At 72.4% G+C, this 25205-nt stretch carries 26 protein-coding genes; 12 read left to right on the plus strand and 14 right to left on the minus strand.

The genetic code is table 11. From position 1 onward, the window contains the following. Positions 1 to 206: 206 nt before the first annotated feature. The 4 genes from NE234_RS08375 to NE234_RS08390 form a co-directional block, all read right to left on the minus strand. Entirely contained in the window at positions 207 to 1130 is a 924-nt protein-coding gene (locus NE234_RS08375; protein ID WP_252778308.1) for a bifunctional helix-turn-helix transcriptional regulator/GNAT family N-acetyltransferase, read from the minus strand. A gap of 76 nt (positions 1131 to 1206) precedes the next feature. Next, on the minus strand, positions 1207 to 1527 hold the full coding sequence (locus NE234_RS08380) for a DUF3817 domain-containing protein (RefSeq protein ID WP_252778309.1): 321 nt from the start codon (positions 1525 to 1527) through the stop codon (positions 1207 to 1209). Positions 1528 to 1568: 41 nt separating this feature from the next. After that, the gene (locus tag NE234_RS08385) at positions 1569 to 1922 is read right to left on the minus strand and encodes a hypothetical protein (protein ID WP_252778310.1); all 354 of its coding nucleotides are present in this window, start codon (positions 1920 to 1922) and stop codon (positions 1569 to 1571) included. A gap of 173 nt (positions 1923 to 2095) precedes the next feature. Further along, on the minus strand, positions 2096 to 3793 hold the full coding sequence (locus NE234_RS08390; protein ID WP_252778311.1) for a citrate/2-methylcitrate synthase: 1698 nt from the start codon (positions 3791 to 3793) through the stop codon (positions 2096 to 2098). Between the two features lie 87 nt (positions 3794 to 3880). Here NE234_RS08390 and NE234_RS08395 point away from each other — a divergent pair, with 87 nt between their 5' ends. After that, entirely contained in the window at positions 3881 to 4417 is a 537-nt protein-coding gene (locus tag NE234_RS08395; RefSeq protein ID WP_252778312.1) for a methylated-DNA--[protein]-cysteine S-methyltransferase, read from the plus strand. Positions 4418 to 4430: 13 nt separating this feature from the next. On the opposite strand, the gene NE234_RS08400 is transcribed toward NE234_RS08395, so the two are convergent. Continuing rightward, on the minus strand, positions 4431 to 5360 hold the full coding sequence (locus NE234_RS08400; protein WP_252778313.1) for an oxidoreductase: 930 nt from the start codon (positions 5358 to 5360) through the stop codon (positions 4431 to 4433). Between the two features lie 126 nt (positions 5361 to 5486). Here NE234_RS08400 and NE234_RS08405 point away from each other — a divergent pair, with 126 nt between their 5' ends. Next, positions 5487 to 6074, plus strand: coding sequence for a hypothetical protein (locus NE234_RS08405; RefSeq protein ID WP_252778314.1), 588 nt, complete (start codon positions 5487 to 5489; stop codon positions 6072 to 6074). A 54-nt stretch (positions 6075 to 6128) separates the two neighbouring features. Here NE234_RS08405 and NE234_RS08410 read toward each other — a convergent pair whose 3' ends face one another. Together NE234_RS08410 and NE234_RS08415 are read right to left on the minus strand one after the other, a co-directional pair. Beyond that, positions 6129 to 6578, minus strand: coding sequence for a TIGR00725 family protein (locus NE234_RS08410; protein ID WP_252778315.1), 450 nt, complete (start codon positions 6576 to 6578; stop codon positions 6129 to 6131). A gap of 11 nt (positions 6579 to 6589) precedes the next feature. Beyond that, entirely contained in the window at positions 6590 to 7075 is a 486-nt protein-coding gene (locus tag NE234_RS08415) for a glutathione peroxidase (RefSeq protein ID WP_252778316.1), read from the minus strand. Positions 7076 to 7099: 24 nt separating this feature from the next. Between NE234_RS08415 and NE234_RS08420 the strand changes: the two genes are divergently transcribed. Continuing rightward, positions 7100 to 7990 carry a DUF72 domain-containing protein gene (locus NE234_RS08420; protein ID WP_252778317.1) on the plus strand — a complete coding sequence of 297 codons (891 nt, stop codon included), beginning with the start codon at positions 7100 to 7102 and terminating at the stop codon, positions 7988 to 7990. On the opposite strand, the gene NE234_RS08425 is transcribed toward NE234_RS08420, so the two are convergent. Beyond that, positions 7987 to 8145 (minus strand): hypothetical protein, encoded by a 159-nt coding sequence (locus tag NE234_RS08425; RefSeq protein ID WP_252778318.1) that lies wholly within the window; start codon positions 8143 to 8145, stop codon positions 7987 to 7989. The two genes, NE234_RS08420 and NE234_RS08425, sit on opposite strands and share 4 nt — an antisense overlap. 216 nt (positions 8146 to 8361) lie before the next feature. Next, positions 8362 to 9402 (minus strand): LCP family protein, encoded by a 1041-nt coding sequence (locus tag NE234_RS08430; RefSeq protein ID WP_252778319.1) that lies wholly within the window; start codon positions 9400 to 9402, stop codon positions 8362 to 8364. Positions 9403 to 9561: 159 nt separating this feature from the next. Here NE234_RS08430 and NE234_RS08435 point away from each other — a divergent pair, with 159 nt between their 5' ends. From NE234_RS08435 to NE234_RS08455, 5 genes are all read left to right on the plus strand, one after another. Beyond that, entirely contained in the window at positions 9562 to 9831 is a 270-nt protein-coding gene (locus NE234_RS08435; RefSeq protein WP_252778320.1) for a hypothetical protein, read from the plus strand. A gap of 199 nt (positions 9832 to 10030) precedes the next feature. After that, complete coding sequence (locus NE234_RS08440; RefSeq protein ID WP_252778321.1) at positions 10031 to 13168, plus strand: amidohydrolase family protein; 3138 nt, start codon at positions 10031 to 10033, stop codon at positions 13166 to 13168. A 244-nt stretch (positions 13169 to 13412) separates the two neighbouring features. Beyond that, complete coding sequence (locus NE234_RS08445) at positions 13413 to 15008, plus strand: tryptophan halogenase family protein (RefSeq protein WP_252778322.1); 1596 nt, start codon at positions 13413 to 13415, stop codon at positions 15006 to 15008. A gap of 90 nt (positions 15009 to 15098) precedes the next feature. Beyond that, positions 15099 to 15590 carry a flavin reductase family protein gene (locus tag NE234_RS08450; protein WP_252778323.1) on the plus strand — a complete coding sequence of 164 codons (492 nt, stop codon included), beginning with the start codon at positions 15099 to 15101 and terminating at the stop codon, positions 15588 to 15590. Between the two features lie 52 nt (positions 15591 to 15642). After that, on the plus strand, positions 15643 to 16281 hold the full coding sequence (locus tag NE234_RS08455; protein ID WP_252778324.1) for a LysE family translocator: 639 nt from the start codon (positions 15643 to 15645) through the stop codon (positions 16279 to 16281). 93 nt (positions 16282 to 16374) lie between these two features. Here the strand turns inward: NE234_RS08455 and NE234_RS45230 are convergent, their stop codons facing one another. After that, the gene (locus NE234_RS45230) at positions 16375 to 19902 is read right to left on the minus strand and encodes an AAA family ATPase (protein ID WP_252778325.1); all 3528 of its coding nucleotides are present in this window, start codon (positions 19900 to 19902) and stop codon (positions 16375 to 16377) included. A 185-nt stretch (positions 19903 to 20087) separates the two neighbouring features. Beyond that, a complete protein-coding gene (locus NE234_RS08465) occupies positions 20088 to 20387 on the minus strand; it encodes a type II toxin-antitoxin system Phd/YefM family antitoxin (protein WP_252778326.1) in 300 nt (99 codons plus the stop codon). A 122-nt stretch (positions 20388 to 20509) separates the two neighbouring features. Here NE234_RS08465 and NE234_RS08470 point away from each other — a divergent pair, with 122 nt between their 5' ends. Next, positions 20510 to 21127, plus strand: coding sequence for a ClpP family protease (locus NE234_RS08470; protein WP_252778327.1), 618 nt, complete (start codon positions 20510 to 20512; stop codon positions 21125 to 21127). Beyond that, positions 21124 to 21735, plus strand: coding sequence for an ATP-dependent Clp protease proteolytic subunit (locus tag NE234_RS08475; RefSeq protein ID WP_406566959.1), 612 nt, complete (start codon positions 21124 to 21126; stop codon positions 21733 to 21735). Before NE234_RS08470 ends, NE234_RS08475 begins: the two co-directional genes overlap by 4 nt. Positions 21736 to 21793: 58 nt before the next feature. On the opposite strand, the gene NE234_RS08480 is transcribed toward NE234_RS08475, so the two are convergent. Further along, positions 21794 to 22801, minus strand: coding sequence for an MFS transporter (locus NE234_RS08480; RefSeq protein ID WP_256528556.1), 1008 nt, complete (start codon positions 22799 to 22801; stop codon positions 21794 to 21796). On the opposite strand from NE234_RS08480, the gene NE234_RS45840 reads away from it, so the two are divergent. Both NE234_RS45840 and NE234_RS08485 read left to right on the plus strand, forming a co-directional pair. After that, positions 22724 to 23170, plus strand: coding sequence for a DUF5937 family protein (locus tag NE234_RS45840; protein ID WP_406566977.1), 447 nt, complete (start codon positions 22724 to 22726; stop codon positions 23168 to 23170). The genes NE234_RS08480 and NE234_RS45840 overlap by 78 nt on opposite strands. Then, the gene (locus NE234_RS08485) at positions 23086 to 23337 is read left to right on the plus strand and encodes an ArsR/SmtB family transcription factor (protein ID WP_252778329.1); all 252 of its coding nucleotides are present in this window, start codon (positions 23086 to 23088) and stop codon (positions 23335 to 23337) included. The genes NE234_RS45840 and NE234_RS08485 overlap by 85 nt, the downstream gene beginning before the upstream one ends. 161 nt (positions 23338 to 23498) lie before the next feature. Here NE234_RS08485 and NE234_RS08490 read toward each other — a convergent pair whose 3' ends face one another. Beyond that, positions 23499 to 24128, minus strand: coding sequence for a class I SAM-dependent methyltransferase (locus NE234_RS08490; protein ID WP_252778330.1), 630 nt, complete (start codon positions 24126 to 24128; stop codon positions 23499 to 23501). Between the two features lie 20 nt (positions 24129 to 24148). Beyond that, a complete protein-coding gene (locus NE234_RS08495; protein WP_252778331.1) occupies positions 24149 to 25180 on the minus strand; it encodes an NAD(P)/FAD-dependent oxidoreductase in 1032 nt (343 codons plus the stop codon). Positions 25181 to 25205 lie beyond the last annotated feature (25 nt).

Consider the following 25205-nt stretch of genomic DNA (forward strand, 5'->3'; position numbering starts at 1 on the left):
GTGCCGGTGCGGTACGCCCCCATCGCATCGGCGCCACCCGGCCGGGCCGGCGGTGTTCCCGAGTTCCGCCGTCGGCCCGGCGCCCCGATCCGCCGGCTCGGCGCACGCGAAAGGAGCCTGGATGGACTGACGCCTGAAACCCTCTCGACTCGAACGGTCCCACTGGCCCGCGGCGGACCATACGACGCCGCGGGCCAGTGCCCTGCTCAGAGCTTCAGGCGCCAGGTCTGCTCCGTCAGGCGCGGCCCGTACTCCTCGGACGGCTCCTCTTCGCCCAGTTCGAACCCGGCGCGTTCGTAGAGGCGGCGGGCGTCCCCGAGATTGTCGTGGGTCCACAGCACGAGTTCCTCGTACCCCGACCGGCGGGCGAACCTGACGCACTCCTCGACCAGCCGGCCGCCCACTCCCCTGCCGCGCGCGAACGGCTCCACCAGGAGGAGCCGGAGACGCGCGACGCGCTCGCTCTCCCGTACGCAGAAGATCGTTCCGGCGGGCCGGCCGTCGATCTCCGCGATCCACGCGTTCTCGCCGGGCCCATGACTCTCGGCGTACTCGGCGACGACGCGGGCGACGAGCGTCTCGAAGGTCGTGTTGTACCCGTACTCGGCGGCGTACAGCGCCCCATGCCGCTGGACGACCCAGCCGAGGTCGCCGGGACCGAGCGGGCGCAGCAGGTAGGACGCCGACCGGGGACGCTCTCCCAGGATCTCCTCGATGGCGGCCATGGCACCCAGGAGCCGGCGCTGCTCGTCCTCGGGCAGGCCGGCCAGGATCTGTTCGATCTGGGCCGCGGACCGGCAGTCCAGGTCCTGGAACACCTCCCGGCCGCGGTCGGTCAGCCGGGCCGACTGCCGCCGGGCGTCGTCCTCGGCGCGGCCACGGACGATCAGCCCGTCGCCCTCGAACCGGGTCAGCATCCGGCTCAGGTAGCCGGCGTCCAGGCCGAGCGAGCGGCGGAGGTCGGCGACCTCACAGGCGTCACGCCGGGCGAGTTCGAAGATGACCCTGGCCTCGGTGAGCGAGTACGAGGTCTGGAGCAGTCCCTCGTTCAGCACGCCGATGACCGAGGTGTAGAAGCGGTTGAAGGCGCGGACGGCGTCGACCCGGTCCGGCGACACGACAGAATTCATTGACCACCTCAACGATTAAGTTGACGCAGTCAAAGATAATCCCGCGCGCCCGTACCGTCCAGAGGTGATCGTGAAGTCAGACCGCCGCGTCGGCGCCGGCCGCCGGGACGGTCCGCTCGCGAAGCTCCGCCACCACGCGCCGCTCGACGTAGAACGTCAGGAACGGGATGATCCCCGCCAGCACGATCAGCACCATCTTCCCCAGCGGCCAGCGGACCCGGCGGTACAGGTCGAACGCGGTGATGAGGTACAGCGGGTAGCAGATCATGCCGTGCGGGATGCCGATGGCGGTGGACAGCACACCGTTGTGCGCGAAGAGCTTCAGCGGCACCGCGACGAAGCACAGCGCGATCAGCAGCACGCCCGTCACGTACGCCATGACGCGATAGCGGGTCACCGCTCCTTGCAAGGGTCGTCCCTCCGTGAGGCCGGCGCCGGTCAGGGGCGCGCCGCCTCGTCGTTCAGTCGGGCGAGGCGGCGGTTGTAGGCCGCCAGCTCCTCGTCGTCCTCGTCGTCGATGTCAGCGATCACGGGCGACGGCGCGGCTCCCGCCGGCGTCACCGTCCCCGGGTCGGCGTTCGTCTCGCCGCGCAGCTCGTCGCGCACCATCCGGACCCACATGGCGACCACGAAGATCGCGAACATCGGCCACTCGATGACGTACGCCCAGCTCTGCAGGTTGCCCCCCTGGGCGCGCTCCAGCTGCCACCAGCCGGCCAGCATGAAGATGCCGATCAGCACGATGGCGATCGCATGCAGTCCGAGCCAGCCGGGCCTGAAGAACCGTCGCACGTCTTGAGCGTACCCGCCCCCGCGGCGGACCCTGGTTCGGGTCCGCCCCAAGGACGACGGCCGTGCTCACCCGTCACGCGGCGTCCCTGAGACCGGGCGCGCTCACCCGTCCCAGGGCGTCCCGAGGCCGGGAGCGCTCACCCGTCCCAGGGCGTCCCCGAGACCGGGCGCGCTCACCGGTCGCGCGGCGGGCCGGTGTAGATGGCGCGCGGGCGCAGCGGCGTGCCCCGCGCGTACTCCTCCAGCGCGTGCGCGAGCCAGCCCGCGGTACGGGCGACGGCGAAGATCGCCTCGCCCGCTCCCCTGGGCATGCCGGTCACCGCCCCGAGCGTCGCGAGCGCGAAGTCGATGTTCACGCCGGGCAGGCCGCGGCTCCGCGCCTCGGCCCGGACGGCCTCGGCGACGGCGAGCCGCTCGTGGCCCGGCGCGGCGGCGCGTACGAGGTCGAGCAGGCATCCGGCGCGGCCGTCCCGGGCCGGATAGACGACACCGCCGAAGCCGGGGACGCGCTCGCCCCGGCGCAGGCGTTCGCCGATCACCCGGGCCGCGCGGCCGGGCGCCCCGATCTCGGCCAGCAGCGCCTCCGCGCCGAGCGAGGCGCCGCCGTGCAGGCCACCGCCCGCCGCGCCGAGCCCGGCGGTCACGACGGCGTACGGATCGGCGCGCACGGAGGCGGCGACCCGGGCGGCGAGCGTCGAGGCGGCCAGCTCATGGTCGGCCAGCAGGACGAGCGCGGCGTTCAGCGCACGGACCGCCGCGGGCCACGGCTCCTCCGCGGTCAGGCGCGGCCACAGCCGGGCCGCGATCGAGCCCTGCGCGGGCCACGGCTCCCGCCGCGTCCCCGGCACGCGGGCCGCGGCCTCTTCCCGCGGCGAGCCCGATCCGGACACCGCGGCCTCTCCCGGCAGCGGGCCTGACGCGAGGGCCGCCGCCTCTCCCGATGACCGGCGCGACCCGAGGGCCGCCTCTCCCGATGGCCGACCTGAGCCGAGGGCCGCGGCTTCTCCCGGTGGCGGGCCTGCCGCGAGGGCCGGCCGTTCGCCCGCGAGGCCGTCGCCGACCGGCGGCAGGGAGTCGACCATGCCGGCGATGAGCTGCCGGCCGACGGCGATGACGGCGGGCGGATCGAGGACGAGGCGCAGCGGATCGGCCGCCGCGAGGGCGGCCGTGATCACCTGGAGCCGGTCCAGCGGCAGCGTCTCCTCCGGGAGCCCGGACTGCGCCGCCCGCGCGACCGCCACCGCCTCCGGCCGCGACCGCCACCACGGGGCCCCCGGCCCGGAGCGCGCCCAGGGCGACCCGAAACCCTCGCCGTCCTGCCCCGGCTCAGGACCGGACGACCCGGAGCCTTCGCCATGCCGCCCTGACTCCGGACCGGACGACCTGGAATCTCCGCCGTACCGTCCCGGCTCCGGACCGGACCACCCGGAGCCCTCCGCGTGCCGCGCCGGCTCAGGACCGGCGGACGATCCGGGGCCTTCGCCGTACCGCCCCGGCTGCGCGCCGGGCGGCCCGGAATCCTCGTGCGGCCCCGGGTCCGCGCCGGTCCACAGCCACTCCGCGACGGCCTCGAAGTCGCGGGAGGCCGCCAGGACGAGGGCGTCGCGCCCCCGGTAGTACGGGCGGTCGTCGCCGAGCGCGGTGACGCGCGACTCGATCACCAGCTCGCTCGCGCCGGGCGGCCGTCGCGGCCGTCCCCGGCGGGCCAGCTCCTCGACCTCGGCCGGGTCGAACAGGCTGCGCCGCCCGTCCGGCGAACGCCGCCGCCGCAGCACGCCCCGGCTGACGTACGCGTACAGCGTCGCCGGCTTCACGCCCAGGCGCGCGGCCGCCTGGGCCGCGTCCATCCACTCGGCCGCCGTCTCCGTCACGACCGCCACCGTACGCGGGGTTGCGCGGGAACGGCGATGTCGGATTTCCGCGAGCGTCCGGTGCCCGCGAATTGATAGGAAGAGAGGGTGGACGTCGCGATCGGATCACTGGAGACGCCGCTGGGGCGGCTGGCCTTCGCCTGCACCGCGGAGGGCCTGTGCGGGCTGTCCTTCCGGGACACGCCCCGCGCCCGCGCGCTCCTGCGCGCGAGGCTGCCGCTGGTCGACGCCCCGGCGCGGACGGAGCCCGTGCGGGAGCAGCTGAGCGGCTACTTCGCGGGAGATCTGCGGGCGTTCGACCTGCCGATCGACTGGCGCCACACCTCCGGCGCCCAGCGGGACGTGCTGGAGAAGCTGTACGCCGGCGTGTCCTACGGCGAGACGGTCACCTACGGGCGGCTCGCCGGCCTCAGCGGCACGGGCGTGCCCGCACGGGCCATCGGCTCGATCATGGGCTCCAACCCGATCCCGATCGTCGTGCCGTGTCACCGGGTCGTGGCCTCCGACGGCCTCGGCGGCTACAGCGGCGGCTCCGGCGTCGAGGTGAAGCGCTGGCTGCTCACCATGGAGGGCGCGATCCCCGCCACCCTCGACTGGGACCCGTCCGCCGGGCCGCTCTCCTGAGCCCCGATACGCGTCAGTCCGTCCTCGCCCCGAGCGCGTCGTAGGTGACGCCGGTCCGTTCCTCCGAGATCTCCCACAGCCGCCGGCCGAGCCCGGGGTCGTCCGCGGCGCGCAGGGTCGGCACCCGGCGCGGGGCGCCTCGGCTCTGTCCCGGCCCGCGCGGTCCGTAGCACTGCCCGCCGCGCACGCCGGCGGCGGTCGCCGCGTACAGCGTGGGCTGCGCGCCGGCGGCGTCGGACTGCGCGAGGATCGCGGTGCCCAGCCCCTGGACGAGCTCGCCGATCCTGCTGCCGGCCATCCGCGGCCCGGCCTGCTGCAGGTTGGTCGCGGCGTAGCCCGGATGGGCCGCGACGCTGACCAGCCGGCCGCCGGCGCGGCGGTCGAGCTCCTTGGCGAAGACGAGGTTGGCCAGCTTGGACCGGCAGTACGCGGCCCACTTGCGGTAGCGGCGCTCGCCGTCGAGGTCGTCGAAGTCGAGGCGCCCGAGCCGGTGCATCATGCTCGTGACGGTGACGACGCGCGCCCCGGGCCGGTCGAGCAGGGCGGGCAGCAGAAGGCCGGTCAGCGCGAAGTGGCCCAGGTGGTTCGTGCCGAACTGCAGCTCGAACCCGTCGGCGGTGGTCCGGTGCGGCGGCGCCATCACGCCCGCGTTGTTGATCAGTAGGTCGAGCCCGTGCTCCCCCTGCTCCTCCGCGAACGCCCGGACGGAGCCGAGGTCGGCCAGGTCCAGGGAGCCGAGCGCGATGTCGCAGTCCGGCACGGCCGCGCGGACGCGGTCGAGCGCCGCCCGGCCGCGTTCGGCGCTCCGGCAGGCGAGGACCACGGTCGCGCCGTGGCGGGCCAGTTCGAGCACGGTCCGCAGGCCGATCCCGCTGTTGGCGCCCGTGACGATGACGCGTGTCCCGGTGAGGTCCGGGATGTCATCGGTGGTCCACTTGGCCATGACGCCACCTCCACTGGCCGCCCATACTAGAACGTGCTTCGGTTCCCCGGCCGGAACCCCGGCCGATCCCGGACGCCACGGTCGTACGTCCGTTTGACGGCGGGCGGGCCGGTCGATAATTGGATCATGTCGTCGCAGGTCATCGTCCCGCACCGGCCCGGTCCGCTCATCGACCCGCCGGTCCTGGCGGACGGCGGCGGACCGGCCGAAGACCAGGAGAGGGGAATGGGGATCCCCGAGGTGGTGCTCGCGGCCGGCGGCGCCGTCCTGTTCGCCGCGGTCATCGCGGCCGGCCTCCCCGCCTGGCTCAGCGTGGTGGCGGTCGCCTGCCTGGCGCTGGGCCTCGCGCTGCCGGCGCAGGCGGCGACGCTGCGCGCGGTGCGCCGGCGCCGGCTCCGGCGGCACTCCAGGGCCCTCGACCGCGGCATTCCCCTGGACGTGTCCCACTCCTCGGTGCGCCGTCTCGTCACCGCGTACGAACGGCTCCGGCGCACCGCCGGGCCCGGGATGGCGGTGGACGCGGGCCATCTCGCGCTCGTCGAGGCCGCGGTCCTGCTGGGCGGCCGCGCGCCGGGCGAGGAGGAGGTCGACTACGTCCTCCGCCGGGCCGAGGCGGTGTCCGCGCTGGCCGACCGGCTCGCCGACGGGCCGGTCCCGCCGGTCGAGCTCGCCGGCCCGGACTCGGTCGCGCGGATCGAGGCGCTGCTGTCCTGAGGCCCCTCGCCCCGGTCCCTGCCGCCGTACCAGGGCTCTCCGGCCCGCCGCCGCTCAGGGGACGGCGAGGCGAACGGCCTCCTCCGCGTCCGCGGCCCGCGTGACGCCCGGCAGCGGCTCGCCGCGCTCGTCGAGGACCTGCCAGCCGCCCAGCTGCACGACCGGGACGTCGCCCCGGCGCATGGCCAGGGCCAGCTCGGACAGGGTCCCCCACGAACCGCCCACGACGATGACCGCGTCGGCGGAGGCCACGAGCACGGCGTTGCGCGCCTCGCCCATCCCGGTGGCGATCGCCGCGCTCAGCCCCGGCGCGGCGCCCTCCCGGTCGGACCGGGACAGCACGCCGACGACCAGGCCGCCGGCGGAGCGGGCGCCCTCCGTCACCGCCGCCATGACGCCGGTGTACCCGCCGCACAACACCACGACGCCGCGCTCGGCCAGCAGCCTGCCGACCTCGTGCGCGGCGTCGCGCTCGGCGCCGGTGCAGTCGCGGGGACCGCACACGGCGACCTGGATCAGGACAGGGATCCCTCGATCGCCCCGATCACCTCGTCGGTGTCCGGCTCCATGCGCGGGTCGAACCGCGCCACGACCGTGCCGTCCGGGCCGATGAGGAACTTCTCGAAGTTCCACCGGATGTCGCCGGTGTAGCCGGACGCGTCCGGGACGGTGACGAGCTCGGCGTACAGCGGATGCCGGTGCTCGCCGTTCACGTCGACCTTCTCGGTGAGCGGGAAGTCGACGCCGTACGTCGTCGAGCAGAACTCGGCGATCTCCTCCGGGCTTCCGGGCTCCTGACCGGCGAACTGGTTGCAGGGCACGCCCAGCACGGTGAACCCGCGGTCGGCGTAGGTCTCCTGCAGCCGCTGAAGTCCCTCGTACTGCGGGGTGAGCCCGCACTTGGAGGCGACGTTCACGATGAGCACGCTCTTCCCGCGGTACTGACCGAGGTCCGCGGGGCCGCCCTCGAGGCGGTCGATGTCCACGTCATAGATCGACACAGTCCGAAATCCTAGTCTTGATTCATGGGCGAGATCCTGGTCGGCACGGCGTCGTGGACGGACAAGACCCTCCTGGAGAGCGGCTGGTACCCGCCGGACGTGAAGACGGCCGAGGATCGCTTGAAGTACTACTCCTCGCGGTTCCCGCTGGTCGAGGTCGACTCCACGTACTACTCGCCTCCGGCCGAGCGGACGGTCGGCTACTGGCGGGACCGCACGCCGGCGGGCTTCACCTTCAACGTCAAGGCCTTCTCGCTGCTGACGCAGCACCCGACCCGCCGGGACGCGCTGTACAAGGAGCTGCGGGAGCGGGTGCCCGACAAGAGGACGGTCTACCTGCGCGACGTCCCCGGCGAGGTGGTGGAGGAGGTGTGGCAGCGGTTCCTCGACGCGCTGTGGCCGCTGCACGAGGCGGGCCGGCTCGGCGCGCTGCTGTTCCAGTTCCCGCAGTGGTTCCCGATCGGCCGGGCGAACAAGGAGTACATCCTCCAGGTGAGGCGCAGGTGCGATCCGATGCGCGTCTGCGTGGAGTTCCGCAACCGGACGTGGATGAGCGAGGACAACCGGGAGGAGACCCTGGACTTCCTGCGCCGGTACGACGTGCCGTACGTCAGCGTGGACATGCCGCAGGGCCATCCGAGCTCGATCCCGCCGGTGCTCTCCGCGACGTCCGGCCTGGCCGTCGTGCGTTTCCACGGTCACTCGGACAAGTGGACCAGTAAGAACATCTACGAGCGCTTCGGCTACCTGTACTCGGAGCGGGAGCTGAGGGAATGGGCGCCGAAGCTGGAACGCCTGGCCGAGGACGCCGACACGACGCACGTGCTCCTCAACAACTGCTACCGCGACCATGCCCAGCGCAACGCGGCCCAGTTGGCCGCGCTGCTCGAATCATCCTCGGAACAGCGGCCCTAGCGGTTCGGCAGGTCGCTGACGAAGGTGGACAGTGAGTTGGCCGCGCCGCTGATGCCGCCCAGCGCGCCGTGCACGACGTTCGCCGCGCTGTGCGGCCGGCTGATGAGGTAGAACGCCAGGAACGCCAGGCCCCCCCACTTGAAGAACTTCTTCATGCGAGTCACTCCTCGTATCGAGTGAGATACAAGGAGTAACTTCCCAGCTATCGCGGCGGGCAGCAGCGGGTGCCCGCAAAGCGGTGTCCTCAAACGGCAAAAGTTTCCGCCGGAGCGCCCGCCCCGGCGGGCCACCGGGGGCCGGACCGCGCCGGCGGCCGCCTCGCCGGCGGGCGCCGCCGCGCCGGGCGACCCGCCGCCCGGCCGCGCGGCGGGCTAGCGGGTCCCGAAGCTCCGCGGTATCTGCTTGTCCTCGCGCAGGTCGCGGAACAGCGTGCCGGCCCGCGCGGTGTCCCAGGTGATGTACTCCCCGACGCCGGCCGCCGAGCCGGTGCCGCCGATGGGGACCGTGGTGGTCAGGCCGTCGCCGCTCGTGATGCCGCGCATGGCCCAGGCGAAGCTCACCAGGTTGTAGAGATGGTCGTCCTGGTCGACCGCGAAGGTGTCCGTGGAGCGCAGCGCGAACGGGACGATCCGGAAGGGGTTGAGGAGCACGCCCGGGCTGGTCGCCTTGTGCACGAGCGCGGCGAGGAACTTGCGCTGGTTCTCGACCCGCTGCAGGTCGGCGCGGGCGAAGGCGCGGCTGCGGACGAAGCCGAGGGCCTCACCGCCCTTGAGCGTCTGGCAGCCCGGTTTGAGGTCGATCCCGGCCTTGCGGTCCTTCATCTCCTCGGGGATGCACATCCGCACGCCGCCGACCGCGTCGGTCATGCCGACGAACCCGGCGAAGCCGATCTCGGCGTAGTGGTCGATGTGGATCCTGGTGGCCTGCTCCACCGTGCGGACGAGGAGCTTCGGCCCGCCGAAGGCGAAGGCGGCGTTGAGCTTGTTCGAGCCGTGGCCGGGGATCGGCACGTACGAGTCGCGGGGCAGGCTGACCAGCGTCGTGCCGTGGTCGCCGATGTGCAGCAGCATCATCGTGTCGGTGCGGCGCCCCGCGGCCTGGCCCGTCTTGAACTCACTGCGCTGCGCCTTCGACAGGCCCTCGCGGCTGTCGGAGCCGACGATGAGCCAGTTGGTGCCCGGCGTGTCCCCCGGACGGCCGGCGTAGTCCTCGAACACGTCGATGCGGTGCAGCCGCGAGTCGAGGTAGAAGTAGCAGCCGACGAGCAGCAACAGGAGAACGAGGAAGGCGATCAGCAGGCGGCGCCCCCAGTGGGCGCGCCGCCGCGGCGTCACGCCGCCTCGGTCGTGCGATCCCGGCGTGCCGGCGTACGAGGACGCGCCGACCCCTCCGTACTCGGGCCGATTACTCATGGTGGCCACGTTAAGGGGCGCAATCGGGTGCTCGCGTCACCTTCCCGGATGATTCACCCGCCACGGAGCATCATCCTTCCGAGTGCGGTCCGGCCGCCCGGCCTGCTCCGTACGGAGACCGGCGGCCGGGGAGACACGGGGGCGTGGTCGAATAAGGACATGGCGGAAGAGCTGGAGACGCTGTCGTCCAAGGAACTACACGACCGGGCCATCGAGCGCGCGGTGCGGCATCTCGACATCGGGTTCCTGTGGCGGCTGCTGAAGGCGATCCCCGCGGCCGAGGCGGCCGCGGGTCACCAGGACCAGGCCGAGGCGGACGTCTCCCACCTGTCCTCGATCCTCAACGAGTTCGCGCACGCGGGCGACGGCGACGTCGCCGATGCCCTGCGTCCCCTCTACATCGAGTACCTCCGCCGGACGGAGTCCTGACCCGAGTCCTGACCCGTTCGACGACCCGTCACTGACCGAATGCGGACACACGGGCTGCATGTGGTCCAGAACGCATCTAGCGTCCCTTCCGGAACCTGAGTGACACGGCGACGGAAGAGCGACCACAGCGGCCGGTGCGCGGAGGTCTCGCGCCCGAGGCCGGCGTTCGGGCAGGACATCTGCCCGGGATGGGAGCCCCATGACGGGCATCGGGCGACGGGATCTCCTGACGGGCGCGGCCGGTGCCGCGGCGATCGCGGGCATGGGAGTCGGCGCGGCTCCCCCCGCGGAGGGCGCGGCCCCGTCAGCACCGAGGGAGGAGGGGTCCGGCCGGCCGACGGGCCGCACCGTACGGCTGCGCGAGGGCACGGACCTGGCCGCCCAGGTCTCGCCCGACGGACGGCTCATCGCGATCGACCTCGTCGGTGTGCTGTGGGTCCTGCCGGCCTCCGGCGGCCCCGCGCGCCGGCTGACCGACGATCTGTTCGACATCGCGCAGCCCGAGTGGTCACCCGACGGGCGGCGGCTCACCTTCCAGGCGTACCGCGACGGCGTGTTCGACGTGTGGGTGATCGACGCCGACGGATCGAACCCGCGCCGCCTGACCCAGGGACCGTACGACCACCGCGAGCCGCGGTTCTCCCCCGACGGCACCCGGATCGCCTTCTCCTCGGACCTGTCCGGGAGTTACGGCATCCACACGCTGCGGCTGGACACGGGGGCCATCGCCCCGGTGACCGACTCGGCGGCCGAGGAGTACGAGCCGGCGTGGTCGCCGGACGGCACCCGCATCGCCTTCGTGGTCGCGAACACCCGCATCGACGTCGTCGAGCCGGCGACCGGCGCGCGCCGTACGGCCGTGACGGTGCCGTCCGGCCAGGTGATCCACAGCCCGGCCTGGACGCCCGACGGCCGGGACATCGTCTACACCCTCGTGGTGGACGACCGCAGCGAGCTGTGGCGCTCGGGCCGGGCGCTGGTGACCGGCGAGGAGGTCTTCCCGTTCCGGGTGTCCTGGCCGTCGGCGAAGGAGTTCGTCTACACGGCGAACGGCCGGATCCGCCGCCGGTCGCTCACGGGCGGCCGGCCGCGTGACATCGGCTTCACGGCGCCGGTCACGGTCGTCGCCCCGTCCTACCGCAGGCGGAGGCGCGACTTCGACTCGACGGCGCCCAAGCCCGTCGTGGGCATCGGCAGCCCGGTCCTGTCCCCCGACGGCGGGCAGGTGGCGTTCCGTGCCCTCAACGACATCTACACCATGAAGATCGGGCAGGCGCCGCGACCGCTCACCCGCGACCACTGGTGGAAGTGCGATCCGGCCTGGTCCCCCGACGGCCGTTACCTGTCCTACTCCACGGACCGTGGCGGCAAGCTCGACATCTGGATCCGGAACCTGCGCACCGGGCAGGACCGCCGGCTCACGAACCTGCCGGGCGCCGCGGCGCTCTCGGGGACCTGGTCCCATGACGGGTCGCACCTGGCGTTCCTCGACCAGACCGGGGCGCTCTACACCGTCGCGGTGGCGTCCGGGGACGTCCAGCGCGTCTACCCGGCGACCTTCGAGCCCGGCCGCCCGACCTGGTCCCCCGACGGGAACGTCATCGCCCTGGCGGCGATCAAGCCGTACTCGGCGCGGTACCGCGAGGGCCTGAGCAAGATCCTCCTCGTCGACCGCCGCACGGGGGCCGGCACGTACGTCGACCCGCTGCCCGACCGCTCGCTCCAGACGCGCGGGGACGACGGACCGGTGTGGTCGCCCGACGGCACGAAGATGGCGTTCGTCGTCGCCAGCGTGCTCTGGGTGGTCGACGTCCACGCCGACGGCACTCCGGCGGGCGAACCCCGGCAGGTGACCGACGAGGTCACCGACGCCGTGAGCTGGAGCGGCGACTCCTCCGAGCTGCTGTACCTGAACAACGGCCGCCTCCGCGTCGTCTCCGTGGACGGCCGCCGCACCCGCACCGTTCCGGCCCCGCTGACCTGGACGAACACGCGGCCACGCGGCCGCACCGTCGTACGCGCGCGGCGAATGTGGGACGGCAGCGCACGGGGACTGCGGCACGACGTGGACATCGTCGTCGAGGGGCACCGCATCGTCGCTGTCGAGGCGCGCGGGCACGGCCTCGGCGACCGGATCCTCGACGCCGGGGACTCGGTGGTCATCCCCGGCCTGGTCGACATGCACAACCACCGGGAGATGCAGGGGTACGCGTACGGCGACCGCCAGGGCCGGCTCTGGCTGTCCCTGGGTGTGACGACGACCCGCTCGCCGGGCAGCCCGGCGTACCACATGGTCGAGGCCCGCGAGTCGTTCCAGTCCGGCGCCCGCGTCGCACCGCGGTACTTCGCCACCGGCGAGGCCGTCGACGGGCCGCGCATCTTCTACAACTTCATGCGCCCGACCTTCGACGCCCGCCAGCTCGCCCTCGAACTCGAACGCGCGGGCGCGCTCGACTACGACCTGATGAAGGCGTACGTGCGGTTGCCGGCCGGATGGCAGCGGGAGCTGATCGAGTGGGCGCACCGGCACGGTGTTCCCGCCACCTCCCACTACCACTATCCGGCGTTCGCCTTCGGCGGGGACGGCATGGAGCACATCGGCGCCACGAACCGGCTGGGCTACTCCCGTACGGTCACCGCGCTCGGCACCGGATACGACGACGTCATCGAGATCTTCAACGCCTCGGGAGCGGCACGGACGCCGACGCTGTTCGGAGCGGTGACGCTCCTCCGGGAGGACACCTCACTCGTCACCGACCGGCGGGTCACGACCCTCTACCCGTCATGGGAGTACGCCTCGCTGCAGGCGGCGGTGACGACGGCCAAGACCACCGACCAGACCGTCACCCGGCAGAACCTCGCCCGTCAGGTCGCCCAGGTCGCGGCCATGATCCGGGGCGGCGGGCGGGTCATCACCGGCACGGACTCCCCCATCGCCAACACCGCCGTCAGCACCCACCTGAACCTCCGGGCCATGGTGAAGTACGGCCTGACGCCGTACGAGGCGCTGACCACCGCGACGCGGATGCCCGGCGAGGTCCTCGGCGAGCCCCTCGGCCAGATCAAGCCCGGCATGTACGCCGACCTGGTCCTCCTGGGCGGGGACCCTCTCGAGGACATCACGCGGGTCGCCGACGTCCGGCAGGTGATGGTCAACGGGGAGACGCACACGGTCGACGCGTTGCTCGCGCCGTTCGCCGCCGCGGAGCAGGCGGCGGCCTCCCCGGTGGGGCGGATGCTGCCGCCCGTCCCGGAGCATCCGTCCAACCGGCGGTACTGGTGGCACGACCCGCACTATCTGGAGGAGAGCAAGCGGTCCTGCTGCGTGGACTCCTGACTTTTCGGTCGGCTTTTACGGCCGTTCGTGAATGGCCGAACAGCGCGGACGGGCATACCTGGCGAACACCAGGTGCACCACGGCGTAACGCTTTTGTCCGGCTCGGACCGATTCTTCCCAGATGCGACCCATCGGTCTAAGATCACTACCGTTTGTCAAATCTTCTGACAAGCTTGGAAACTCCGGTCCAATGAAGTGCCGGGAAATCCAGGCTTCGCCGAGCGATCTGACAGGGGAGTCCTTCATGACCGGTGACGACCAGATCAAGAACATCGTTGTCCTGGGAGGCGGCACGGCGGGCTGGATGTCGGCCGCCTACCTGGGAAGGGCCCTCGGGCGATCGGTCAGGATCACGGTGCTCGAAGCGCCGGCCATTCCGCGGATCGGGGTGGGCGAGGCAACGATCCCCAATCTGCAGAAGGTGTTCTTCGACTTCCTCGGCCTGTCCGAGGAAGACTGGATGCCGGAATGCAACGCGAGCTACAAGATGGGCATCAGATTCATCAACTGGCGGACGCCCGGCGAGGGTGAGGCCCGATCCCGGCCGCACGGAAAGGGGCGGGACGAGTTCGATCACTCATTCGGCCTGCTCCCGGAGCACGACAACCTGCCGCTGTCGCACTACTGGACCTACAAGAAGCTGCACGGCGGCACCGATGAGCCGTTCGACCGCGCATGCTACGTCCAGCCGGCGATCTTCGACCGGAAACTGTCCCCCCGCCACAGGGACGGCACGAAGTGGGCGAGCTACGCGTGGCACTTCGACGCCCAGCTGGTCGCCGACTTCCTGCGCCGGTTCGCCACCAAGGAGCAGGGGGCGGTGCACATCGAGGACAGGTTCACCGACGCGGAGATCGACCAGAACGGGCACATCACCGCGATCAACACTGAGGCCGGCCGCAGGCTCGAAGGCGACCTGTTCATCGACTGCTCGGGGTTCCGGAGCCTTCTCATCAACCAGGTCATGAAGGAACCGTTCCTGGACATGAGCGACCACCTGCTGAACGACCGGGCGGTCGCCACCCAGGTGCCGAACGACGACGAGAACGACGGCATCGAGCCGTACACCTCGGCGATCGCGATGTCCTCGGGCTGGACCTGGAAGATCCCGCTGCTCGGCCGGTTCGGCACCGGCTACGTGTACTCGAGCCGCTTCGCCACGCAGGACGAGGCGACCGAGGAGTTCTGCCGGATGTGGAACCTCGACCCGGAGAAGCACTCGCTCAACCACATCAGGTTCCGGGTCGGCCGGAACCGGCGGGCCTGGGTGAAGAACTGCGTCGGCATCGGCCTGTCCTCCTGCTTCCTGGAGCCGCTGGAGTCCACCGGCATCTACTTCGTGTACGCCGCGCTGTACCAGCTGGTCAGGAACTTCCCGGACAAGCGCTTCGACCCGGTCGTGACGAACCGGTTCAACCGCGAGATCGAGAAGATGTTCGACGACACGCGGGACTTCATCCAGGCCCATTTCAGCTTCGCCCCGCGGAACGACACGCCGTTCTGGCGCGCCTGCAAGGAGCTGGAGCTCGCCGACGACTTCAAGGAGAAGGTCGCGCGGTACAAGGCCGGCCTGGGGGTCGACCTGCCGGTCACCGACGAGAGCAGCTACTACGGCAACTTCGAGGCGGAGTTCCGCAACTTCTGGAGCAACGCGAACTACTACTGCGTCTTCACCGGACTCGACGTCCTGCCGGAGCACTCGACACCCCTCCTGAGCCACCGCCCGGACTCGGTTCGGTCCGCCGAAGCGGTGTTCGCCGAGGTCGCACGCCGGCGGGACGAGCTCCTGGGCACTCTGCCCTCGACCTACGCCTACCTCCGCCACCTCCACGGGAACTGACGGCGCGCCGCCCCCGGGCGCGCCTGCCCGGGGGCGGGGCGATGAACGAGGCGCGGAGGGCGATGCGCAGTGACTGAATCATCCGTCTCGATGCCGGATGTCTGCTCACCGAACGAGTTCCGGTCGCTGATGTCGGAGTTCCCCAGCGGGGTCGCCATCGTGACCACCCTGGATGACGACCGGCGGCCGTGGGGTATGACGTGCTCGGCGCTGTGCAGTCTCACGACGGCCCCGCCCACACTGCTGGTGTGTCTCCGTGCGGAGAGCCCCACCCTGGACGCCATCCTGCGGCGGGGAACCTTCGCGGTGAACCTCCTGCACGGCGGCTCGCAGTCCATCGCCGAGCTGTTCAGCTCGAGGACGAGCGTCCCGGAGCGGTTCGCGTCGGTGGACTGGTCGGCCGGGCCGTCGGGACCACATCTGACCGGGCACGCGCACGCGATAGCCGACTGCCGGGTCGCTCGCACGGCGGACGGGGGGAGCCATGTGGTCCTCTTCGGGAGGGTCGGCCGCGTCACCCAGCACCGGGGACCCGGCCCGTTGCTCTACGGCAGGCGGCGGTATCGCAACTGGCCGGAGTAGGGGGACGCCGGCGCTAGAGATCGAATACATACATGGCTGGAGAATGGCGGACATGTGGCAGACGCTGGGACCGTACCTCGGACTGTGCTTACTGATCACCATCACGCCGGGCCTGGACACCGCCGTGGTCATCCGCAACGTTCTCAAGGGCGGTACGTGGACCGGGCTGGCGACGGCTCTGGGGTGCGCCCTCGGGTTGTTCGTCCACGCGGTCGCGGTGGCTCTCGGCCTGGCGGGGCTGCTGCTGCGCAGCGAGACGACCTTTGAGGCGGTCAAGCTGACCGGAGCCGTGTTCCTCCTGCTTCTCGGCCTTCGCTCCCTGTGGTCGGCATGGCGAGGAGCCCCGCCGGAGCCGGAGGACGTCGTCGCGGAACGCGCGCCGCGCCGGCTGTCTCCGCGCTCTCCCCTGGCACAAGGGCTGCTGACGAACCTGACGAACCCGAAGGCGTCACTGTTCTTCCTGGCCACCCTCCCCCAGTTCCTCCCGGCCGACCGCGCCGGGGCCGCCATGCCGCTGGCCCTGGGGCTGGCGACGATCGCGGTGGCGTTCAGCCTCACCGGGCTCAGCCTGATCGCCCTGGGTCTCGGGAGGGTACGTCGCTGGCTCAACGCGCCACGGTTCCACCGCGCTCAGGAGGGGATGCTCGGCATGACGCTGGTGGCCCTGGGCCTCCGGGTCGCCCTCGAGTAGACGAAGAGGACCGAGCGGAGGCGCGTCCGGGACCAGGGGTCCGTCCTCAGGTACGGACCCCTGGTCACAGGGCCCCTGGTCACAGGTCCTCGGTCAGAGGTACTGGCCGAGGCGCTCGTCCCGGTCGGCGGGCGCGTCGGTCTCCGGGAGGTCCTCCTGCCGGAGCAGCCGGATCTCCTCGTGGTCGGGCGCCTCCTGCCCGGTGATGCGCTGCGCCTGCAGGGCGACGGCGCGGTCCAGGATGTTCCGCATGAGACGGGCGTTCCCGAACGACTCGCCGCGGGCCGCCGCGCGCAGCCGGGAGCGTACGGCGTCGAGCACGCCCTCGGCGACCTGGAAGCCGGCGTCGGCCGCCATCACCTCGAAGATCGCGACGAGCTCGTCGTCGGTGTAGTCCGGGAACCGCAGGACGGTCGGGAAGCGCGAGGCGAGGCCCGGATTGAACTCCAGGAACCGCAACATCGGCCCTTCGTAGCCCGCCACGATGACGACGAGGTCGGCGCGGTGCTCCTCCATGAGCTTGAGCAGCTCGGCGATCGCCTCGTGCCCGTAGTCGCGTCCGGAGTCGGCGGGCGTCAGGGCGTACGCCTCGTCGATGAACAGCACGCCGCCCAGCGCCCGCTCCACCGCCGCGCGCACCTTCGGCGCGGTCTGCCCGACGTACTCGCCGACGAGGTCGGCGCGGGAGACCTCGACCAGGTGCCCCGACGACAGCAGCCCGAGCTTGACGTAGACCGCGGCCAGCAGCCGGGCCATGGTCGTCTTGGCCGTTCCGGGGTTGCCGGTGAACACCATGTGCCGCGTCGGTGAGGCGATCGGGATGCCGGCGTCACGGCGGAGCTGCTCGGCCTTGGCCTCGGCGACGAGCAGGCGCACCTCCTGCTTGACCGCGTCCAGGCCGATCAGCCGCTCGATCTCGGCGAGCGGGTCGCCGGGCAGGTCGATGTGGCCGCCGGCGGCCAGCGTGCCGGGGATGTCCTCGGCGAAGATCTCGTCGAGGGACTCGTCGTCGGTGAGCACGCCGTCGTCGAGGACGCGCCGCGACTGCATCGCCACGGCGCGGTCGAGCAGGTTGATCATCAGCCGGGCGTTCCCGGCGGCCCGGTCGCGCGCCCCCGCGTGTACGAGGTCGCGGACCTTGTCGAGCACACCCTCCCGCAGCGCGAAACCCGCGTCGGCGGCCTTCGCCTGGAAGATCTCGATCAGCTCGTCCTCGGTGAGGTCCGGGAACCGCAGTTGCTTGGGGAAGAACGCCGCCAGCTCCGAGTCGCTCTTGAGCAGGCCGTTCATCGCGGCCTCAGGCCCGCACAGCACGACGATGAGGTCCTCCGGGTGGGACTGCACGGCGGCCAGCAGGACATCGATCGACTCCCGGTTGCGCGGCGAGTCGCCCGGCATGAGGTTGTGCGCGTCGTTGATGGCCAGCACGCCGCCGTGCGCGCGCTCCACCGCCCGGCGCACCCGCGGGCCGCTCTCGCTGACGTACTCGCCGACCAGGTCGGAGCGGTCCACCTCGACGAGGTGGCCGGAGGACAGCACGCCGAGGTCGGCGTAGATGCGGCCGAGGATCCGCGCGACCTTGGACTTGCCCGTGCCGGAGTTGCCGGTGAAGACCAGGTGCCTCGGCCGGGCGGCGACCGGCATGCCCGCCTCGCGGCGCATCCGGGCGGCCTCGGCCTCGGCGACGAGCAGGCGCACCTCGTTCTTCACCGACTTCAGGCCCACGCACGCGTCGAGCTCGGCCATCGGGTCGGCGTCGGCGGCGCCGCCGGGGATGACCCGCTGCGGCAGGTCCGCGACCGCGACCTCCGTCTCGCCGCGGGCGGCCGCCGCCGCCACGCACTGCTCGGCGAGGTACTCCACGAGGCGCGCGCCGCGCAGGTTCAGCAGCGGCGGGGTACGGGACAGCAGCACCCCGGCGGTCACCGCGGCCTCCCGCGCGGCGGTCAGGCCGCGCCGTGCGACGGCCCGCCGGAACAGCTCCGCGTAGTCGTCCTCGGCGAACTCCCGGGTGCGGGCCACCCGGAAGTGCTGGTGCAGGGCCGGGTTCGCGTCGAAGATCCGCTCGTCGCCGCCCGTACGGCACGCCGCGACGACGTGCAGTTTCTGGTGGCGTTCGAGGACGCGGCGCAGCTCCTCGGCGAACGCGCCACCGCAGTGCTCGAGGGCGAGGATGCGGTCGAGGCCCTCGATGACGAGGACCCGCCCTTCGAGGCACTCGCGCACCCGCGCCAGGAGGTACAGGATCGTGTCGCTGACGTGGAGGTTCGCGAACACCTGGTCGGAGACCCAGACGGCCTCGCGCACGTCCCCGCGTTCGGTCAGGGTCTGCTCGATGACCCGGATCGCCGTGCCCTTGCCCGTGGCGTCGGGCCCGCTGAGCAGGAGGCGCACCGGCTGCGCGGACGCGCCGGTCCGCAGGACGTCGGCGAGCGTCGTCACGATCTCCGGCTGGCCGACGAGGTCGGCGCCGGTCTCCTCGGCCGCCGTCGCGTTCCGCGCCTCCTCGGCCGACGGCACGCCGGCGAACCGTGCGGTGAGCGGGTTGACGACCGTACGGGCGCGGAACAGGCGGCGCAGGTCCGTCTGGAAGCCGCGGACCGGCAGCCGGCTCTTCGGGCTCACGGCGCTGTCGGGCAGGCCCTGCGCGCACCCGGTGATCCGCAGGCCCATGTCCAGCCAGGCCCGGCAGGCGTCGGCCTCGCCCGCGACGAGGCCCCGCGCGAGCCAGGACCGCACCTCCGCCTGCCACGGGTCGGCGCGGAAGCCCTCCCGCAGGTGCTGGAAGCGCTCCTGGACGCTCTCATACCGCTCGACGCCGACGGCGAACGCGAAGTCCGCGGGCACCGCCTGCGCGTCGGCCTGCAGGAGCAGCCGGGCCAGCGCGGTCACCAGCGGGTCTCCGCCCGGGACCGCCGCGAGCAGTCGCTCGTGCGCGGCGATCCAGCCCGCGCACGCCCAGGTGAGATAGCCGGTCGGCCCGGCCAGCTCCGGCAGTGCGGAGACGGTCTCGTCCGGCAGGTCCGACGCCCAGGCCCGCTCCAGCTCGCCGTGCGGCGTGGTCAGGTCGCGGGCCCGTAGCTCCGGGTCCTCCGCGTGCCGGTCGAACAGCGCGATGAGGGCCCGGCGGCGCTCCTCGAGCGGCGTGACCCCCGCGAACACGTCAAGGGACTCGCGGCCGAGGGCGAACATCGTCTCCCGGAGCTCGACGTCGTCACCGGCGTTCTCCACCAGCCACAGGCCGGGCGGCCGCAGCCGGCCGCCCTGGCTGAACCAGGCGACCGGGTCGCGGACCGGCGGCTCGGGCTTGGCCAGGAACTGCGTGAGCAGCTCGTAGTCGATGTCGCCGCGCGAGCCGGCCCGGATCGCCGCGGCGCCGAGCAGGAACGTGAGCAGGGACCACAGCTCCGCGCCCGCCGCGGAGGTGCCCGTGGCGTAGAAGTCGCTGAGCCCGCCGGTCAGCGCGCGGGCGCGCTCGTCGGCGTCGAACGCGCGGGCGCGCTCGCGGATCTCGTCGTACAACCCGTCGGGGACACGCCAGGGTCCGTACGAGTACACGTCCAGAACGGGTTCTTCGGTCAGCAGCAGTTCGAGGTGTTCCGGTAGGCGTGGGGGGCTCACGACGTAGACCTTACGACCGACCGGAGGAAGGCCGCAGCCCTCTGGAGATCCGCCCGGCCGGGACCGCCGGAACGGTCCGCCCGCGCCCGCGGCGGAACGCGGCCCGCGTCGAGCCATGAGCCGCGGCGGGGCCGTACTCGATGGCGCGCCCTCATCGGCGCGCTGCGATCCGTCGGTGGGTCGTGTCAGCGCTTCCAGCGGGGACGGCCGGACCGGCCGGCCTCCCGGCGCTCCGCCGCGATGCGCAGCGGGCCGGACGGGCGCGGCGGCTGTTCGGGCTCGGGCTCCGCCTCGGCGGGCAGCGACAGAGTGAAGCCGATCTCCGCGGGCCGCCGTTCGAGTGCCTCAAGGTCCTCCACCGGCACCAGGGCCGCGAGCGGCTTGCCGTGCCGGGTCAGGAGGACCCTCTCGCCGGTGTAGCCGACACGGTTGACGAGCTCCGCCAGGTCGGCGCGGGCCTGCGTCACGGGGACCTCTCGTGTCATGCAGCGATTCTATCATTCTGTACGTTCTTGCTATTCTGTACAGAACTCGCCCGGCGCAGGAGCGCGCCGGCTCGCGGACACCCGCCACGCGCGCAGGGGCGTGTGGCAGCGAAGGAGCGCTGATGGACTTTCCGACTCTGCAACCACGCGCGCGGGTCACCGAGATTCCGCAGGACATCCACTCCCAGCAGCTCTTCCAGCGGCTGCTCGACCAGCGGATCGTCTTCATCGGCTCGGAGATCGACGACGACCTGGCCAACCGGGTGTGCTCCCAGTTGCTGCTCCTCGCCGCCCAGGACGGGGAGCGCGACATCAAGATCTTCATCAACTCGCCGGGCGGGTCGATGGACGCGATGTTCGCCATGTTCGACGTGATGAGGTACCTGCCGAACGACGTCTCGACGGTCGCGCTCGGCATGGCCGCCTCGGCCGGGCAGTTCCTGCTGACGGCGGGCACGCGCGGCAAACGCTACGCGCTGCGCAACACGCGGATCATGATGCACCAGCCGTCCGGCGGCATCCGGGGCACCGCCTCCGACATCCGCATCCAGGCCGAGCAGAGCGTGCACATGAAGCACCGCTTCCTGCAGCTCATCGCCGAGCACACCGGCCGGCCATACGAGCAGATCGAGCACGACGCCGATCGCGACCGCTACTTCACCGCCGAGGAGGCCCGCGAGTACGGCCTCATCGACCACGTCGTCACCAGCGCCATCGAGGCCGGAGGGGTGGCCCCGTGAGGAACGCAACGGCCCGGTACATCCTGCCGTCCTACGTCGAGCGCACGTCGTACGGGATGAAGGAGAGCAACCCGTACAACAAGCTGTTCGAGGAGCGCATCGTCTTCGTCGGCGCGCCCATCGACGACACCCTCGCCAACGACGTCATCGCGCAGCTCATCGCGCTGGAGGGGATGGACCCGGACCGGGTCATCAGCCTGTACATCAACTCCCCCGGCGGCTCGCTCACCGCGATGACGGCGATCTACGACACGATGCAGTTCGTCAAGCCGCAGATCGAGACGACGTGCATCGGCCAGGCCGCCTCGGCCGCCGCCGTGCTGCTCGCCGCGGGCGCCACCGGCAAGCGCGCCGCGCTCCCGCACTCGCGGATCCTGATCCACCAGCCGAGCACCGAGGGCGGCTACGGCCAGACCAGCGACATGGAGATCCAGGCCAACGAGATCATCCGGCTGCGCGAGCAGTTGGAGACCATCCTGGCCCGGCACACCGGCCGCCCGGCCGAGCAGGTCCGCGCCGACATCGAGCGGGACCGGTACCTCACGGCCGAGGATGCACGGGAGTACGGCCTGATCGACGAGATCATCACGAGCCGCAAGCCGGGTTAGGCACGTCCGTGCCGAGGATCTCCGTCGTCGGGGCACGGAGATCCTCGGCACGGGCGGTTCAGTCCGGGAGTGCCCGCGCCGTCCGGAGCGGGGAGAAGAAGGTCGGTACCCAGACCAGGGCGAACAGCGCCGCCCCCGCCCACAGGGCCGCTCGGACGCCGGCGAACTGGCCGAGCAGGCCCGCGAGCGCCCCGCCGAGCGCGAGCGCGCCGGTCATGACGAAGCGCACGGTGGCGTTCATCCGGCCCAGGAGCCGATCCGGCGTGACCGACTGCCGGAAACTCACCTGGATCACGTTGTCCACGCCGACCTTGAAGGTGATGACCAGCCAGGCGAAGGCGGCGAGCCAGAACGCCGGACCGCGGTCGACGAGGGCGACGCCGATTCCGGTCGGCGCGATCGCCAGGCCCACGAGCCACAGGATCCGCCCCGACCCGAGACCGCGGGCGAGACGGTGGGCGGACAGCGACCCCAGCAGCGTCCCGGCGCCGCCCACGGCGAAGAAGACGCCGATGGCGACGCCGGACAGTCCCAGACGGACGAAGACCACGGGGAGCATGGTCTGGCAGACCTGAATGGCGAGGTTCGTGCACGTGCCCGCGAGGACGATGGGCCGCAGGACGGCGTGGCCGAACACGTGACGGACGCCCTCGGCGACGTCCCTTCGGAGCGCCGGGCTCCCGGCGGGCCGCGGCCGCGGCTCGGGCCGCCGGACGCGTCGCAGCAGCACCGCCGACCAGAGGTACGTGGCCGCGTCGACCCCGATCGCGACGGGGGCGGAGACGAGAGCGACCAGGAGCCCGCCCACGCTCCGCCCTCCGATCTCCGTGACGGCGTCGAGCGCCACCAGGTGCGCGTTCGCCCGCCCCAGCCGGTCGCGGCCGACCAGGTCCTCGGCGACCTCGACGGGCCGTACGCGCCCCGGTCTCCGAGGATCGACGCCCTGCGCGCCGACCCGCGTGCCGGACTCGATCGCCTCGTCGAGACCATCGAGGCGTACTGGCACGCGGCGCTCGCTCCGTACTGGCCCCGCATGCGAACTCTGCTCGAAGGCGACGTGCTGCATCGCGCGAGGATCCTGGCCGAGGGCGGCGCGCAGCGCCTGCTGGACGACCTCGACCCGAACGTCAGCTGGCACAGTGAGACCCTCTACGTCGGCCTCCGGTACTTCTCCGGCACCGGTCGTCTCCGGGGCCGCGGACTGCTGCTCGTCCCCTCCGTGTTCGTCTGGCCCCATCTGTTCGCTGTCACCACTCCGGGCTGGCAACCGACACTGCGGTACCCCCCCCGCGCGGCATCGCCGCCCTGTGGGAGCGACGCGGCGGACAGGCGCCTCGGTCACTGGCCGCGGTGCTCGGCCGGTCGAAGGCGCTGCTGCTCGGCGAACTGGACACTCCCGCCTCCACCACCCACCTGGCGCACCGGATCGGGATGACCGCCGGCGCGGTCTCCCAGCACCTGACGGCCCTGCGTTCCGCCGGCCTGGTCGGCTCGCACCGAACCGGCCGCTACGTCCTCTACACCCGTACGTCCACCGGCGAGGCGCTTCTCGCCGCCGCAGGTGAACGTGCCTACGAGGCCGCCGACGGTCCGCCGGAGTGACCCACGGCGGAGCGCCTCGGCTAAGGCGTCGATCGTGGTGGCCGACGGGCTGCCGGCCATTCCTGCTCCGACCCACCGACACGGTCACGGGGCGCGCCGCGCAGGAGGATCGGCGCCGAGGATCCTCGTCGTCGGAGCGGCGAAAATCCTCGGCGCAGAGTTCAGCGGCGCCGGACGGCGCGCAGAACCGTGTCGTGGACGGTGACCTCGTTGCCGTCGGGGTCCGTGGCCGGGCGGGGACGGGCCTCGGCGGCGACGACGTCCCACCGGCCGGAGTCGAGGCAGGCCACGACGTCCTCGGCGGTGAAGAACAGCTCCGGGAGCGGCGGGCGCCCGACCGTGGTCTCCAGGTCCGACGGATGATGGCCGACGACGAGCAGCGAGCCGCCCGGCGCGACGGCCGCCGCCATCCGGCGGAAGAACGCCGCGCGCTCCCCCGCCAGGTGGACGTAGTGGGTGGAGACCAGGTCGAACCGCTGCTCGGGCGGTGCCCAGGCGGTCAGGTCGGCCTGCAGCCAGTCGATCCGGCCCGCGGCGTCGGCGTCGAAGGTCTCGGCGTGCTCCCGCGCGCGGCGCAGCGCGGTGGCGGCGAAGTCCACCGCCGTGACCCGCCAGCCGCGGGAGGCGAGCCAGACGGCGTCGGCGCCCTCACCGCACCCCGCGTCCAGGGCCGTGCCGGGCGTGAGGTCCCCGGCCTCCGCGACGAGCTGCGGGTTGGGCCGCCCGCTCCAGACGTGGGTGTCGCCGGCGTAACGCTCTTCCCAGAAGTCCTGGCCGAACTGCTCGGACATGGTGGATTCCCCTTCGTTGTTCACAGGCCGTGGCGACGGTCGCCCATCACCTGTTCGCACAGGCGGGCCTCGGCCTCGGCCGAGAAGGGGTCCCGGAGGGCGGCGACCGCCCGACGGGTCTCCTCGGCGACCAGGTCCGCGTTGATCTGGGCCCCGGCCATGGTGCCCGCCGCGGCGGCGGCGCCGACCTGGGCGGCCGGGTCGGCGACGTTCCCGGCAGCCCACACTCCGGGCACGTCGGTACGGCCGGTGGCGTCGGCGGGGAGGTACTGGCCGATCCCCGTCGGATGGTCCGCCGGCCGCAGCCCGAGCCCGGCGAGGAAGTCCGCGCGCACCGCGATACGGGACGCGACCGCGAGCGCCTCGCGCTCCACGACCGTGCCGTCGCTCAGGCGTACTCCCACCAGGCGATCGTCGGCGATCTCCAGCGCGGCGACCTCGCCGTGGACGATCCGGACGCCCCGGGCGGTCAGCTCCTCCGTCTGCTCGCCGGTCGGCGCCGTGGTGTGGGAGAAGAACACGACGTCGGCGCTCAGCTGCCGGAACAGCTTCGCCTGGTGGGCCGACATCGGACCGGTGGCCAGCACGCCGATGGCCTGGTCACGGACCTCCCAGCCGTGGCAGTACGGGCAGTGGAGCACGTCCCGGCCCCAGCGTTCGCGCAGCCCCGGGACGTCCGGCAGCTCGTCGACCGCGCCGGTGGCGACCAGCAGCCGGCGCGCCCGGACCGCCCGGCCGTCCGTCAGGGTCACCGCGAAGCCGTCCTCCTCGCGGGCGACCGCGCCGACCTCGCCGGGCACCACCTGGCCGCCGTACCCGCGGACCTCCGCCCGGCCGCGCTCCAGCAGCTCGGCCGGCGGGATCCCCTCGCGGGCCAGCAGCGCGTGCACGCCCTCGGCCGGGGCGTTGCGCGGCGAACCCGCGTCGATCACCAGCACCGACCGCCGCGACCGGGCCAGCGTCACCGCTCCGCTCAGCCCCGCCGCGCCACCGCCGACCACCACCACGTCATAGTCGTCTCTCAACAGATCGGTCACGTCGACCACCTCCACCGCGAGGATGCGAGATCCTTGGCCG

The sequence above is a fragment of the Actinoallomurus rhizosphaericola genome (genome assembly GCF_024055675.1).
GTDB classification, from domain to species: domain Bacteria; phylum Actinomycetota; class Actinomycetes; order Streptosporangiales; family Streptosporangiaceae; genus Actinoallomurus; species Actinoallomurus soli.

Coding starts and splice junctions, on each gene's coding strand:
- NE234_RS08375 (WP_252778308.1), bottom strand. CDS start 1,130: ATGAATTCTGTCGTGTCGCCGGACCGGGTCGACGCCGTCCGCGCCTTC.
- NE234_RS08400 (WP_252778313.1), bottom strand. CDS start 5,360: ATGGCCAAGTGGACCACCGATGACATCCCGGACCTCACCGGGACACGC.
- NE234_RS08405 (WP_252778314.1), top strand. CDS start 5,487: ATGTCGTCGCAGGTCATCGTCCCGCACCGGCCCGGTCCGCTCATCGAC.
- NE234_RS08420 (WP_252778317.1), top strand. CDS start 7,100: ATGGGCGAGATCCTGGTCGGCACGGCGTCGTGGACGGACAAGACCCTC.
- NE234_RS08425 (WP_252778318.1), bottom strand. CDS start 8,145: ATGAAGAAGTTCTTCAAGTGGGGGGGCCTGGCGTTCCTGGCGTTCTAC.
- NE234_RS08430 (WP_252778319.1), bottom strand. CDS start 9,402: ATGAGTAATCGGCCCGAGTACGGAGGGGTCGGCGCGTCCTCGTACGCC.
- NE234_RS08435 (WP_252778320.1), top strand. CDS start 9,562: ATGGCGGAAGAGCTGGAGACGCTGTCGTCCAAGGAACTACACGACCGG.
- NE234_RS08440 (WP_252778321.1), top strand. CDS start 10,031: ATGACGGGCATCGGGCGACGGGATCTCCTGACGGGCGCGGCCGGTGCC.
- NE234_RS08445 (WP_252778322.1), top strand. CDS start 13,413: ATGACCGGTGACGACCAGATCAAGAACATCGTTGTCCTGGGAGGCGGC.
- NE234_RS08450 (WP_252778323.1), top strand. CDS start 15,099: ATGCCGGATGTCTGCTCACCGAACGAGTTCCGGTCGCTGATGTCGGAG.
- NE234_RS08455 (WP_252778324.1), top strand. CDS start 15,643: ATGTGGCAGACGCTGGGACCGTACCTCGGACTGTGCTTACTGATCACC.
- NE234_RS08465 (WP_252778326.1), bottom strand. CDS start 20,387: ATGACACGAGAGGTCCCCGTGACGCAGGCCCGCGCCGACCTGGCGGAG.
- NE234_RS08470 (WP_252778327.1), top strand. CDS start 20,510: ATGGACTTTCCGACTCTGCAACCACGCGCGCGGGTCACCGAGATTCCG.
- NE234_RS08480 (WP_256528556.1), bottom strand. CDS start 22,801: ATGCAGCACGTCGCCTTCGAGCAGAGTTCGCATGCGGGGCCAGTACGG.
- NE234_RS08490 (WP_252778330.1), bottom strand. CDS start 24,128: ATGTCCGAGCAGTTCGGCCAGGACTTCTGGGAAGAGCGTTACGCCGGC.